General features: G+C 37.4%; 17 protein-coding genes and 1 tRNA gene. 8 read left to right on the forward strand and 10 right to left on the reverse strand.

Annotated elements, in window-relative coordinates; genetic code table 11:
* Window positions 1-106 precede the first annotated feature (106 nt).
* Window positions 107-796 (forward strand): aquaporin Z, encoded by a 690-nt coding sequence (gene aqpZ, locus MKL33_RS15775; RefSeq protein WP_270907316.1) that lies wholly within the window; start codon window positions 107-109, stop codon window positions 794-796.
* Between the two features lie 65 nt (window positions 797-861).
* The gene (locus MKL33_RS15780; RefSeq protein ID WP_270907317.1) at window positions 862-1,002 is read left to right on the forward strand and encodes a hypothetical protein; all 141 of its coding nucleotides are present in this window, start codon (window positions 862-864) and stop codon (window positions 1,000-1,002) included.
* Between the two features lie 10 nt (window positions 1,003-1,012).
* On the opposite strand, the gene MKL33_RS15785 is transcribed toward MKL33_RS15780, so the two are convergent.
* The 3 genes from MKL33_RS15785 to MKL33_RS15795 form a co-directional block, all read right to left on the reverse strand.
* Window positions 1,013-1,255: a hypothetical protein gene (locus MKL33_RS15785; protein WP_005804495.1), complete on the reverse strand. Its 243-nt coding sequence runs from the start codon at window positions 1,253-1,255 to the stop codon at window positions 1,013-1,015.
* A 45-nt stretch (window positions 1,256-1,300) separates the two neighbouring features.
* Entirely contained in the window at window positions 1,301-1,900 is a 600-nt protein-coding gene (locus tag MKL33_RS15790; protein ID WP_270907318.1) for a LysE family translocator, read from the reverse strand.
* 98 nt (window positions 1,901-1,998) lie between these two features.
* Window positions 1,999-3,078, reverse strand: a complete 1,080-nt coding sequence (locus MKL33_RS15795; RefSeq protein WP_016805921.1) for a DNA/RNA non-specific endonuclease — start codon at window positions 3,076-3,078, stop codon at window positions 1,999-2,001.
* A gap of 255 nt (window positions 3,079-3,333) precedes the next feature.
* Here MKL33_RS15795 and MKL33_RS15800 point away from each other — a divergent pair, with 255 nt between their 5' ends.
* Complete coding sequence (locus MKL33_RS15800; protein ID WP_005066985.1) at window positions 3,334-3,777, forward strand: hypothetical protein; 444 nt, start codon at window positions 3,334-3,336, stop codon at window positions 3,775-3,777.
* Between the two features lie 55 nt (window positions 3,778-3,832).
* Here the strand turns inward: MKL33_RS15800 and MKL33_RS15805 are convergent, their stop codons facing one another.
* On the reverse strand, window positions 3,833-5,710 hold the full coding sequence (locus tag MKL33_RS15805) for a potassium transporter Kup (RefSeq protein WP_044099756.1): 1,878 nt from the start codon (window positions 5,708-5,710) through the stop codon (window positions 3,833-3,835).
* Between the two features lie 118 nt (window positions 5,711-5,828).
* Between MKL33_RS15805 and MKL33_RS15810 the strand changes: the two genes are divergently transcribed.
* Window positions 5,829-5,918 (forward strand) — tRNA-Ser (locus tag MKL33_RS15810).
* Between the two features lie 69 nt (window positions 5,919-5,987).
* On the opposite strand, the gene MKL33_RS15815 is transcribed toward MKL33_RS15810, so the two are convergent.
* The 3 genes from MKL33_RS15815 to MKL33_RS15825 form a co-directional block, all read right to left on the reverse strand.
* On the reverse strand, window positions 5,988-6,446 hold the full coding sequence (locus MKL33_RS15815; protein WP_270907319.1) for a hypothetical protein: 459 nt from the start codon (window positions 6,444-6,446) through the stop codon (window positions 5,988-5,990).
* Window positions 6,440-7,396, reverse strand: a complete 957-nt coding sequence (locus tag MKL33_RS15820; RefSeq protein WP_270907320.1) for an AbaSI family restriction endonuclease — start codon at window positions 7,394-7,396, stop codon at window positions 6,440-6,442. Before MKL33_RS15820 ends, MKL33_RS15815 begins: the two co-directional genes overlap by 7 nt.
* Before the next feature lie 173 nt (window positions 7,397-7,569).
* A complete protein-coding gene (locus MKL33_RS15825) occupies window positions 7,570-8,127 on the reverse strand; it encodes an NAD(P)H-dependent oxidoreductase (RefSeq protein WP_270907321.1) in 558 nt (185 codons plus the stop codon).
* A gap of 116 nt (window positions 8,128-8,243) precedes the next feature.
* Here MKL33_RS15825 and MKL33_RS15830 point away from each other — a divergent pair, with 116 nt between their 5' ends.
* Both MKL33_RS15830 and MKL33_RS15835 read left to right on the forward strand, forming a co-directional pair.
* Window positions 8,244-8,579, forward strand: coding sequence for a winged helix-turn-helix transcriptional regulator (locus MKL33_RS15830; RefSeq protein ID WP_086394762.1), 336 nt, complete (start codon window positions 8,244-8,246; stop codon window positions 8,577-8,579).
* 27 nt (window positions 8,580-8,606) lie between these two features.
* The gene (locus MKL33_RS15835) at window positions 8,607-8,825 is read left to right on the forward strand and encodes a DUF6500 family protein (protein ID WP_086264758.1); all 219 of its coding nucleotides are present in this window, start codon (window positions 8,607-8,609) and stop codon (window positions 8,823-8,825) included.
* Window positions 8,826-8,886: 61 nt separating this feature from the next.
* Here the strand turns inward: MKL33_RS15835 and MKL33_RS15840 are convergent, their stop codons facing one another.
* Both MKL33_RS15840 and MKL33_RS15845 read right to left on the reverse strand, forming a co-directional pair.
* Window positions 8,887-9,768: a hypothetical protein gene (locus tag MKL33_RS15840; RefSeq protein ID WP_270907322.1), complete on the reverse strand. Its 882-nt coding sequence runs from the start codon at window positions 9,766-9,768 to the stop codon at window positions 8,887-8,889.
* Between the two features lie 43 nt (window positions 9,769-9,811).
* The gene (locus MKL33_RS15845) at window positions 9,812-10,168 is read right to left on the reverse strand and encodes a hypothetical protein (RefSeq protein ID WP_270907323.1); all 357 of its coding nucleotides are present in this window, start codon (window positions 10,166-10,168) and stop codon (window positions 9,812-9,814) included.
* A 134-nt stretch (window positions 10,169-10,302) separates the two neighbouring features.
* On the opposite strand from MKL33_RS15845, the gene MKL33_RS15850 reads away from it, so the two are divergent.
* Complete coding sequence (locus MKL33_RS15850) at window positions 10,303-10,668, forward strand: hypothetical protein (RefSeq protein WP_133481275.1); 366 nt, start codon at window positions 10,303-10,305, stop codon at window positions 10,666-10,668.
* A gap of 86 nt (window positions 10,669-10,754) precedes the next feature.
* Here MKL33_RS15850 and MKL33_RS15855 read toward each other — a convergent pair whose 3' ends face one another.
* Window positions 10,755-11,306, reverse strand: coding sequence for a TetR/AcrR family transcriptional regulator (locus MKL33_RS15855; protein ID WP_233733934.1), 552 nt, complete (start codon window positions 11,304-11,306; stop codon window positions 10,755-10,757).
* Between the two features lie 769 nt (window positions 11,307-12,075).
* On the opposite strand from MKL33_RS15855, the gene MKL33_RS15860 reads away from it, so the two are divergent.
* The gene (locus MKL33_RS15860; protein ID WP_270907324.1) at window positions 12,076-12,978 is read left to right on the forward strand and encodes a helix-turn-helix domain-containing protein; all 903 of its coding nucleotides are present in this window, start codon (window positions 12,076-12,078) and stop codon (window positions 12,976-12,978) included.
* Window positions 12,979-13,004 lie beyond the last annotated feature (26 nt).

The following is a 13,004-nucleotide window of genomic DNA, read 5'->3' on the forward strand; positions in this document are numbered from 1 at the left end:
TGATTAAAACAACACTGAAAACAAAAATTTCATATAGTCACATGCTTAATTTTTTGTGACATATTTCACACTAATTAAAAAATACATCAATAGATGAGTAATCACAATGAATAAATATTTTGCTGAATTCCTAGGTACGTTTTGGCTAGTCTTTGGTGGTTGTGGTAGCGCAGTTTTAGCCGCAGCTTTCCCTGAACTTGGTATTGGCTTTGCAGGTGTAGCCCTTGCCTTTGGTTTAACCGTACTCACAGGTGCTTATGCTCTAGGGCATATCTCAGGTGGACATTTTAATCCCGCGGTAAGTGTTGGCCTTTGGGTCGGTGGCCGCTTCGATGTTAAAGATTTAATTCCCTATATTGTTGCTCAAGTGGTCGGTGCGACTGCTGCTGCATTTGTTCTCTATATTATTGCTCAAGGCCAAACGGGCTTTAGCGGTGTTGGTGGTTTTGCTACCAACGGTTTTGGTGACTTATCACCAAACAAGTTTGGCTTAGGTTCTGCTTTCATTATTGAAGTGGTTCTTACAGCTTTCTTCTTAATCATTATTTTAGGTGCAACTGATCGCCGTGCGCCTACTGGCTTCGCTCCTATTGCAATTGGTTTGGGCTTAACACTCATTCACTTAATCAGTATTCCGGTGACGAACACTTCAGTAAACCCTGCACGTAGTACAGGTGTTGCGTTCTTTGCTGAAACGGCTGCGTTAAGTCAATTGTGGTTGTTCTGGGTGGCACCGATTCTAGGGGCTGTGATTGGGGCAATTATTTATAAGGTGGTAGCTGGCGATAAAGATTAACTCTTCTTAGACTCAATCTACTATCGCGAAAGGTGACATGGAAGTCACCTGTTGAGCAGGGGTACATGGATGTACCCTCTGATCAACAAAGCCTTTTGTTTACTTTTGGGCTTTCAAAAGTAAAAAATGTCTATACACATTCAATAAAGTCTAACGTGGTATTAAAGACTGTATGGCAGCATGACCATACTAAATATCACGCATAGCATGCATAAATTATAAAAACGGATTATTAATTTCTTGTTCAGCTGGACGTTCAATTTTCTCAGGCAATTCTTCTTTTTCCAAAGCCGCAACGACATCATTTACAAAGCTCTGCAATGCCTTTGCCTGTTCTAACCCGACTTTGTCTTTGGTAATTTGCAAGTTGCCGTAAATGCTGACGCAATCGACATCATTTTCTAATGTTAAATCTTCAATTGATGAAGACTCTGTACCCTTTTCAAATGGTTTAAACATAGGTCTTATCTCGTTGTTATATCTTCACAGTGTAATACGATCAATTTAAAAAAAATCGATCAAAATTAAAAGAGCCGATAAAATTAAAAAAGCGCCCATCAAGATATTAAAATATTTCAAACGGTTGCCCTGATTGATCACTACTGAAAATTTATCACCACAGAACCCCCAAAAGAACAAACACGCGTAGCAAGTGAAAAAATAAATAACGATAAAGATCGGCAACAACTGCGGGTTTTCAATGCTAGTAAACATGGTAATGCCTGACACACAAGCCAACCACGCTTTGGGATTCAGCCATTGTAATAAGAACCCATCTTTAAAATTGGGAATAATCATTTGCTCTACAGGAACACTGGAAATAGAAATATTTGCGGCAGAAAGAATAATTTTAATCCCGATATAACAAACAAATAGCGTTCCACAAACTGCAAGAATTTTTAATACAACAGGAAACTGAGTTAATAAACTCTGAAGACCAAATGCCATAAAAATTAAAAGCAAGGTAAAACCAATTGTGGCGCCTGAAATATAGGGAAGCGATCTTTTTAAACCGTGATTTAAACTGGTCGATAAAATGACAGTGTTTACTGGCCCTGGGGTTATAGACATTGCAAATGAAAAAAGAAACATCGAGGCAAACATTGTTATTGTCCTTATTAAAATAAGATCCGTAGACAGATCTGTCTATGGATTCTATTTTAATCAATTACAGTGTTGCAATAACAATCAAAAAAAGCTGCTTATTTCATTATTTGCAAGAAATAGTTCACTAAGGCTTCTACCAATTGTTTCACAATCGCCTTTCTCGTTTCTTCGTCAATTGTTGGAACTTTTGCTTCCATTGGCTCCGAAGAACCAGTTTTTTGCTTTTTAAATTGGTCTTGTAGCGCTTGAATTTGGTCAGCGTTTAAGTCTTGCTCACACTGACTTTCGCCATCCCAGTGTAAATAGTCTAGCTTTTGATTTGGCTTAACTTGGCTCGCTGTTAAAGGTAGACGATAGACATTACGCTTTTGTTGCTCGGTTAACTGCGGGAACAGGTTGACGCCTAAACGCTCCTCAAGGTAGCAAACACTTACAACCTTCACTTGTAGAGAATTATTGTTAGGTGCGTAATAAGCGCCGATTGCGCCAGTTTTTGGCATATATACCGCTTTATAAACTGCGGTTGGTACAATTACACCCTGCCCAATCGTCTTAAGACGCTTGCCTTCAAAAACAGGACCTGTCACTACATAAACATCTTGTTTTTGTTTAGTGGCAATAGCACGGGTCGCTTCTTCGAGCTTACGCCAGACTTCTTGGTTATTTTTAGGGGCTTGAGGCACCATGTTACTGAGCGAGAAACTATCAGATTGGGATTCTTTATTTGGCATATCACCATTTGGTGCCATATGCCCACGGTCATAGCCTGAACCGCGATAGTCACTTAACAGTGCCCGATGTTTTTGAGCAACACGGGTTTCTTCATGGAAGTTATCTTCACGCTTAATTTTGGTACTCAAACGTTCTGCATTTAAATGCTCTGCCGACCATAACGGCGTTTTAGAAATGCCTGAATACAAAACGTTAAACCCATTAAAACACAGCGGATAACTGTCTTTTTTTAGGCTATCTTTATTTAAAGCAGGTGGAACTTCACGATAGAACTGATTAAGACAAGTCGAGTTAGTCGTTAAAGGTGAAAACCATTGCGAAATCTTTTCACTACCAAAAGCAATCGCAAAACTTCCCGCAGCAATACAAGCAAGAATAATCTTGCCAAAATGCTGACTTATAGAGAATGAGTTTGTACCTTTACTACGTTTTTTACTTGCCATGTTTCTATCAATACCACTGTCCACACGCAGCTTAACAATCCTGCTTTTTTAAGTATATCTCTTATCTTTCAAATGGTTAAAACATGGTCATCTTTTTTGTAACTCCATTACCCATTACGTAACAATCTGTTGGAATTATGAGAGCCTTTGGCTATTGAATTGCGCCAATTGCGTATCTTTCGTTGAAAAACACTGATTGCTTATGACATGGTTAGCTCCACAAATTTGGATAAAAATATAATCGGAGTCCACTTAATGATCCATTCAAAGATTATTGGTATTGGCGTAATCACGGGATTATGTAGTATGGCCGCTTTGGCTGAGCCAGCAGTGCAGCCAGGAGATACTTTAGAAAGTTTGTCTAAAGTAAAAGTAACCACAACCGTAAATGGCCAACCAGGCTCTATTAGCGATTTAGTCAATAGCGGACAAGTACAGCAAGTTTCTGCTGCACCAACAAATGCAGCGCCTACAGGTGCTCCTATTCCAGCAGACGTTCCACCAGCACCTCCAGCAGGCGGTGAAATGGCACCTCCAGCAGCACCAACTGATGCAGTACCACCTGCACCAAACCAAGCGCCTCCAGCGCCACAAGATCCGAACACTCCACCGCCTCCGGCAGATCCAAGTCAGTCGGCAGACCCGATGGCAAAAGACGGTGCTTTACCAGCAGATGCACCTATGCAACAAGCTCAATAATCAGAGCCATAAAAAAACCAAGACTTATGTCTTGGTTTTTTTATTACATCAATTTTTATATTTCGATTTGACTACCTAACTCAACCACACGGTTGGTTGGAATTTGGTAGAAGTCACTCACCGGACTGGTATTACGCTGCATAGAGATAAACAGTTTTTCTCTCCATGGAGACATACCATCGCCCACCGAATGAACAATACGATCACGGGAAATAAAGAAGCTGATGTGCATCAAGTCATATTCAAGACCGAGCTGTTCATAGGCTTGCATCAATGCTTTTGGTACATTCATTTCATCTTTAAAACCGTAGAAGATTTTAATACGGAAGAAATGTTCAGCTAAAGTTTCAGTCGTAATACGCTCTTCTGGCGCAACGAATGGTACATCTTCAATCACTACAGTGACCAAGATATTACGCTGATGCAGTACCTTGTTGTGCTTGATGTTATGCAGCATGGCATGTGGAACAACGTTCGGTGTACCTGTCATAAAGACGGCATCACCCGGCACCCAGTGCACGCTATTACCAATACTTTTCACAAACAAATCTAGAGCCAAAGTGTCATGTTCAAGCTTAGCAAAAGTAAGCTCACGACCACGTTTCCATGTCATTAAAATGGTCACGGCAATCGCACCAATGAGTAATGGCACCCAACCGCCCGACAAGATTTTAAGTGAAGTTGCACCGACCAATACCGACTCTAAAACAAAGAATGGAATAATCAGGAGCAGCACTTTTGGCAGGCTCCACTTCCAAGCCGAGTAGATAAATACGGCAACCAAAATCGTGTCACAGAGCATGGTCAAGGTCACAGCTAAACCATACGCACTTGCCAAGTTCGAACTGCTTTTGAAGATCAAGATTAGGATAATAATTGCGATTAAAAGTAACCAGTTTAAGAAAGGAATATAAATCTGGCCTTCTTCAGACTCAGACGTATGTTTAATACTTAAACGTGGTAAATAACCCAATTGAATCGCTTGGCGTGCAAGAGAAAACACCCCAGAAATTACAGCTTGAGAGGCAATTACCGTTGCCATGGTCGCCATAATAATCATTGGGTAAAGTGCCCATTGCGGAACCAATAAATAGAACGGGTTTTCAATTGCCGCTGGGTCTCTAAGCAATAATGCGCCCTGTCCTGCGTAGTTTAAAACCAAACACGGCAACACTACAAAGAACCAAGCTAAACGAATCGGCACTGGTCCGAAATGGCCCATATCGGCATAAAGTGCTTCACCACCAGTTACCGTTAACACTACAGCACCCATCACAAAGAATGTCATGATTGGATGGTGATAGATAAACTGAATAGCCCAGTGCGGACTGAACATGCCTAACACCACAGGAGTCTGAATGACGCTATGAAGACCTAATAGTCCTAAAGATAAGAACCATACCATCGTGATTGGGCCAAAAAACTTACCGACAAAGGCCGTGCCGTGTTTTTGTACTAAAAACAAAGAGATGATAATGGTAATCGCAATCGGCATGATGAATGGGTCAAACACATCGGTGGCAATAGACAAGCCTTCAACGGCTGACAATACCGAAATGGCTGGGGTAATAATACCGTCACCAAAAAACAGCGATGCGCCGATAAATCCAATGGCAATCATGTAGATTTTTTTGTTGTCGGCAATTTTGGCTTTACGTAAGTTCAATGCGAGTAAGGCCATGATCCCGCCTTCGCCGTTGTTGTCTGCACGCATGACAATGGCGACATACTTGATGCTGATGATCAGCATTAAGCACCAAAAAATAATAGATAAAATTCCTAATACGTTTTCAGGCTGAATACCCAACCCATGTGCTGCATGGAAGGATTCTTTCAAGGCATAGAGCGGGCTTGTTCCGATGTCTCCAAAGACCACTCCAAGAGCTGCCAAAGCCGTGGCAGGCAAGGTCGCTTTTTTGGCCGTATTTTGCATTGTGTAATTAAACCAATATGATTTTTAGCGCAATCTTATCACCTCTATTATTTTTTTTCTGTAATGCTCGTCTTAAATCTTGGCAGGACTCGTTTTTTTAGTTACTATCGCACGCCTTGGTGAGGTGTCCGAGTGGCTGAAGGAGCACGCCTGGAAAGTGTGTATACGTTTGCGCGTATCGAGGGTTCGAATCCCTCTCTCACCGCCAGAATTCAAAAAAGACCTAAATCGTTTAGATTTGGGTCTTTTTTATTGGCTAAATATTTTATTATCCCAATTAAGCCCCACTACCTAACTCAGTAACAAGCCAATTAGATTTCGGATCTTTTTGTACAACAGTTACAAACACAATATAGGTTCCAGCAGGATTACCAGCAAGATCTGCATGTACTGTTTTTATCTTTATGACGAGTAAAATCATTTTATAAAATTGTTGATAATAATCAGGTCTATTTTTTGCCGAGTCGTAACGAACTTTTAACACTTCTATAACTTTTGAATCTTTATAAATTTGGGGTATTTCAGCATTTCGAATATTTAAGTTCTCGCCTAACCAAACATATTTATATGCTGTGGCTACGTCTCCATTAGAAAGTGAATTAAAAAAGGAAATAGCAGCTCGACTTGCTTGTTCTTTTTCAACGTTAGCGTTTTTCTCGTATGATTTAAAGGCTGCAAATAAACATAGTCCAACAATAAGTAGTCCGATAGTTATAAAGATTCTAGACTTTAGCATTTACCTTCCTTTGGAGAATACGTTTCCACTTCACATGCTACCCGTTTCCATACCGCCCCATCCTTTAAATCCGCTTTTTGAAATGCATATAGGCCCATAAAACGGTACATAGCTCGACTACTCAAATTATCTTTAACTCTTGCAAAGACAATTCGTTTCTGTGGACCATTTTTCCACTCTTCTAATTTTTTCAGTGTAATAGATTCATCCGTCGACTTTTCAGTAATCGTTAAGCCATCAGACGATATGGTATTAATCCAATCATTATTTTCATAAAGTCTAGGAAACCAAATCAAAGTATCTTCTTGATACGGATGAATAGCTCCACCTCTCTGATAGTTTTTATAGTTATAGCCAAAACAATTACAAACATCTTTTGTAGTTTTTAACACTACATTGTCGGCTAGACTGATGCTTCCTAAATCAATATAAGTTTGAGGGTTATATTCTGTTTCTATATTCCACTCTTTGAACTTAGATTTTTCTACTAGCTTATTCTTTGCAGTTTTTACTTCTTCTATAATTTTATCAATTTGTTGATGAATACTCTCTAAGTTTTGGGGTTCGCCCTCCTGATTTTTATAAACATTTACCCTAAAAATTTTATGACCAGTAATATTAATAATATCTTCCTCTCTCATAGCATCACTTTCTGTTTGAGAAATACTATAAATTGGCTCATCTACTAGGTTAAATGAATACTCCATTTTATTATTTTTTAAAAAGTGATGCCCCTCATCAACTTCGACATGAATACCAAGTTGAGGAAAATATAAATCAGTTAAAGCAATTTTCTTATTTGATAATCTAACAAACTGTTGAGTGACAAATTTCAAAGTAAAGTCGTTGAGTAAATGAATAATTCGACTAACTACATATGCTTCATAACGTTTATTTTTAGTACGTCCTAATTGCCGAATGACGTAATCTGTTAAATCTGAACTAAACATAATTGAATTTTTAATAATCTATAAGTGAAGCTGTAATTTTACTCCTCTAAATTTTCCTTGTCGCTTAATTGAAAAAATAATAATTATTTAAATCATAATGATACCTTACATTAAAACTATCTATTTGTAAGGAAAGACCCAAACCTCACGCTTAGGTCTCCTCCTCTTAAAACTTACTTAGACAACGCGACTAACTTCTGAACATACTGAACCGCATTATTTTCTATATCTTGGTGCGTCGGAACATCATCATCTTCTGAAGGGTTTGTGTCTAAACCATAAAATGCATGAAGCGGTTGATAATCCGCGCCAACATATAAAGCCGTTAGCTTAAATGGAGTAAAAATCTGCTCTAAAGAAAGCTTGTATTCACCATACTCTGAATAAACTTTTTCTTTCACACCAGCAGACACAGCCAACATAAATTTCTTATTTTTAAGCTTGTCGCCTGTTGAACCGTACGCCCAACCATAAGTCAAAACTTCATCAAGCCATTGTTTCAAAAGCGGTGGACAGTTAAACCAATACACTGGAAATTGAAAAACTAAATTTTCGTGTTCTTCGACCAGTGCTTGCTCTTTAGCAACATCAATCACCCCGTCTGGGTAGGCCTGATAAATTTGATGAACCGTAAACTGGTCTGGGTGTTTTTCTAATTCCTCTACCCATCTTTTATTTACAACGGACTGGTCTATGTGAGGATGAGTAACAATGACTAATGTCTTTTTCATTATGAAAACACTCTTATCGAAAAGTTGATAAATCGATTATAGAAGTGTGCTTTCCTAAATATAAGTACGGTAATTTATGTTATATACTATACTAAAAGATAGTGTAGATTTTAAAAATGACTGAATGCGTTCCATCACATACGCCATTAGAAGAGACAGGTTTTGGCTACACTCTTTCATTGATTAATGGCAAATATAAAATGATTATTATGTATTGGCTGTATGAAAAAAATGTCATGCGTTTTAATGAGATGCAACGCTGCATTGGCAATATTTCGTTTAGAACGCTCAGCAATACACTTAAAGAGTTAGAAAGAGACAAGCTTATTATTCGTAAGGAATATCCTCAAATTCCACCTAAAGTTGAGTACCGTCTTTCAGAAAGAGGACAATCTTTAATTCCTTTGTTAGATATGATGTGCCAATGGGGCGAGCGGAATATGAATTCTTAATTTTATAGACTTGAAGTGATACTAAATATGAGAAATGAATTAAGAGAAATTTTTATTAAGGGATGCGACGAGAAAATTGAAAAGAAGGGAGACAATGTCGGTCTATCTTTTTATGCTTTTTTTAAAAATAAGAATGATAACCCTGAGTTACTGATGGAAGCAGCGCATTGGTGGATTATGGTACACAAGCTAGATCACTTCGAGAAGGCAGTTAAGATTAAACAGTTGGTTTTAAATGAGCGGTAATTAGAGTTATTCGAAAAGGCTTAAATTTAAGCCTTTTCATTATTTTAAACTTAAAAATTAATTACTTAACATAAGGCCAAACATCAGGATCTATATATTCTTCATCGATATGATAACCCTCAGCCTTAGCTTTTCTTTCTTCCTTTTCCCGATATTTTTTATTTTCAATTAATCTTTTTTTAAACGCTTGCTCGAATTCACTAGGTGTCATTTTATCAGAGTCAGGAATTGAGTCTCTTTCATTGTATCGAACACTCTGAAAGCTAAATCTAAGCATATATTGGTCTTCATTACGCTCATTCTTACCTGTTCTTTTTAAACTGATATCTAAAATGACCCCATTAGCATATAGACGATAACCCAATGACTTTGTAGGAATATTATTTATTATATTTTTCCATTCTTCAAAACTAAAAATATAGCTTGGGTCAATGACATCATGACTTTTCGATAGATGTTTAATATTATCTTCTTTAGCGATACGCGGAGCATCTGTAAAGAAATAGTTTTTCCAACCAGCCTGATTAATACGTTTCATTAAAGCTACATAGCTTTGATAAACCTGCTCTGGGGTAGCAAATTCTTCTTTTGTGAGGCCAGCATCAATATCTAAAACTTGGATCCCTTCATTTTTATCATATTGAGTTCCTAAAACAGAGAAAACATGCTCAATCGATAAAGTGTTAGAACCATTCTCTATAGTTATTTTTCCTAAGTTAGGAGGAGAAAATTGAAGTTCTCTAAAGCTAACGCCAGCTGGATGATTATCGACATTGCCATCACTATATTTTGAAAAATCTTGAATACCTTGTTCACCCATATGCAAAGTGTAGGCTTGCTGATTCAAAGTCAAATTTTCATCATGCTTTGCAGTTGGCTGACAAGCGGAAAGTAGTAATCCAAAAATAAAAATTAAGAAATATTGTCTAAATTTTACCGTCATTACCAACTTCTCTATTTTGCTATTTCCCGACTCTGCGATAATTTTAATCTTGGACAATAAAGCTATATGTCTTGTCAATTTCAGCATCACCACCTGCATAGAAATCAGCTCTTATATGAATTCTATATTCTCCTTTGTGCTTAGGGGTTCCTTTGATTTGTATAACATTATATCCATCCAAGTCATCAACAGGTTTAACTGTTACGCCTAGGTCTTCGGGAATATTAGTTTCTAATTCAGCGTATTTATCAATAACTTTCCCACCAGAAATCTTAATAATTTGTTGGTATTCTTGATTAATATGAGCAGCAGGCAAATCCTCGGGAATAATCGTATATTTTTTCCCACAGCCTGTAAGTATAAAAATAATGGAGAAAATAAATATTAATTTATGCTTCATTAGAAACTTTCCTTTTAAGGAGAGAGCAAAATAATTTTATTATCAAAAACTAATAATCTTTGATTACTTATAAAGTGTGATAGATAAACTAGAACAGTATAGTATGCTAGTTTATAAAAATTGAAAGGATAAAAATGTTTATAGAGGCTTTATCTAGCTTTTTTGAAAAATTAGCTTCAACAGAAGAATTAGACGAATGGTACTTATCTACTTTCATTGATGAAAATGTTTATACGCTATCAGCAGCAGAAGCTTTTGAATTTTCTTCACATATTCTAAAGCTTCTTAAAGATGACGCTCAACCAGACTATACATATGAATTACTTATTATTTTATTAGCTCTACAACGACAATCTGACACAACACAAATACCTGAAATTCTAAAAAATAGTCCTAATTTTTTTGATGAAATTATTAAAAATAATCCTGAAAAATATATTCTAAATCTAGTTCATGAGTTGGCTAAAAACTATCGTATTATTAACCTCTATAGTAATTAAATAATCTAATTCATATATAAAATAGGGTTAAAAAACTTCTATTAATTTTCTGTAGAAAGCCCCACTCCCGTCGGGCCTTCCCCCTATCAAACCCGCTTTAAAAAATACTCAAGTAATGTGTCTCTGTCCTTTGCTTGATCTGAACCTAAAAGTCCAAAAATCGCGCCATCAATCATAAATACAAAAATATCAGACTCTTCATATGTGGCTCTTTTTTTAGATTCTCTCAGCACCCAGAAAATTTCATTTTTAAGCCAGCGCCTATATCTGAGTGCAGTTTGATACGCACTTGGATAAAGCTTTTTAATTTCAAAAATCGCTTTAAACAAAAGGTAGTACGCACCTTTTAAGTCGGCATGTAAAAGGTAAATTTGCCTGAGTTGATGAACCAAATCTGGATATTGACGAGCTTCGCTTATCGCCCTCACTTTTTCTTTTAACTGCTCTTTTTGAACCAATAAACACATTTCAATCAGCCTTTCTTTGGAGTGAAAGTAGTTGTAAAAGGTGGCTTTAGTCATTTTGGCCTCACTAACAATTCGGTCCACCCCGACCTTGTTGAAGCCATGTTGTTTAAATAACTCTGCTGCTGTGTATAGCGCTCGCGTTGCTCGAAAGGAAGCTTCTAAATTTTTCATGTATACCGTTTAAAATAATTTTTTGTTGTAAATAAAAGAGATAGAAATGCCGTCACTCTTAAATTGAGCGCTAAATACAGGCATGCAAAAGCCGCACAAAAAGTTGTGCTCGCCTATCTCAGGTTTTATTGTTGCTATGATTTTTTAGTCGTAATGACCTATGGCTTAAAACCTAGATTCGGTTAAACCGTTTTAAAGACCAGTTGGGTATAGAGTCAAAGATTTTGGCAATAGTTGCCGATGAGAGAGATAAAATAGTACGCATATGACGGATTCCTGTACAAATAAGGATTCTGCCAATCTCTGCTAAAAGATGGTGGCAGAACGAAGGGGGGTTAGCAGACTGGGTACAGAACCAGCACACCCGAAGGTGTCCCCCCTCCGCCCTACCATAACGTAACGTCAGGGAGACGAGTGGAATACAAGCAGATTCCATCCTCAGAAGGATTAAATCTGATGCACTGTACCGCGGTCTGCTAAAACCGGCTGGCAATGTGGCCAGCAGCCAAAGGATAATCCGCGTGTTTTTAAGTGTCAATGTGATATTGGCTATTCATTTATAAAGATTATTTTTATTTTTCATTGGCCTAGTGATTTAAGAATATATTTTCTTAAAGTTTAGTTTGTCTGGTCATTTCATTGTTAATTTATCATTCATTTTTAAACCTGTTTAAATGACCTGATTGATCGCGCTATAAATAAAAGCTACAGTAAATAAAGTTTGAATTTTATAACTTTAAATAAATTGATAACGCATGCAGGCAAAAACATGGAAACCATACATGATTTTTATCGCCGCTTTTCTTTAACCAGAGATAGCAATTACTCGGTTCCATCCACTTCGTTTGGACATTTTAACGTGTTCCAACGCGATGCCTGCTCGTTCCTCACGCCTTATAGCCGGCGCGATTATTATAAAATTTCACTGGTTTTAGGCACAGGCGAACTTCACTACGCCAACCGCTGGATACGAGTCGACCGCCCTGCTTTACTGTTTTCAAACCCAATGGTGCCATATGCATGGGAAATTAATTCGCCCGAACAAGCTGGCTGGTTTTGTCTATTTACCGAAGAGTTTGTAAACCAAGAATCAAGACAAAGCTTTTTAAAAGACTCACCGCTGTTTAAAGTCGACGGCGATCCACTATATTTTTTAAATGATCAACAAGTTGAAGAAATTTCATTTATTTTCAAAAAGATGATAAGTGAAATAAATTCAGACTATATGCATAAATACAACGTTTTAAGAAACTATTTGCACCTGATTGTGCATGAAGCCATGAAAATGCAACCGACCCAACAGTTTGAAAAACATAGTAATGCTGCGGTTCGGATTTGCCATTTGTTCTTTGAATTATTAGAGCGTCAGTTCCCCATCGACTCGCCACATTTTCAACTTAAACTCAAAACGGCAAATGATTATGCTTATGGTTTGTCCGTGCATGTAAACCATTTAAACCGCGCTGTAAAAGAGGCCACAGGCAAAACCACCTCTGAACATATTAGTTCGCGCATTACTCAAGAAGCCAAAGCATTGCTACAACATACCAGTTGGAATATTTCTGAAATAGCTTATAGCTTAGGCTTTGAATATTCAGCGTATTTCACCAACTTCTTTAAGAAAAATACGGGTTTTTCGCCTAAAAAGTTCCGTGAAGACTGTGTGGTCTAAAAACAGATTGTTTGAATTTTATAATT

The sequence above is a fragment of the Acinetobacter sp. AOR43_HL genome, from assembly GCF_027854635.1.
Taxonomy (GTDB): domain Bacteria; phylum Pseudomonadota; class Gammaproteobacteria; order Pseudomonadales; family Moraxellaceae; genus Acinetobacter; species Acinetobacter pittii.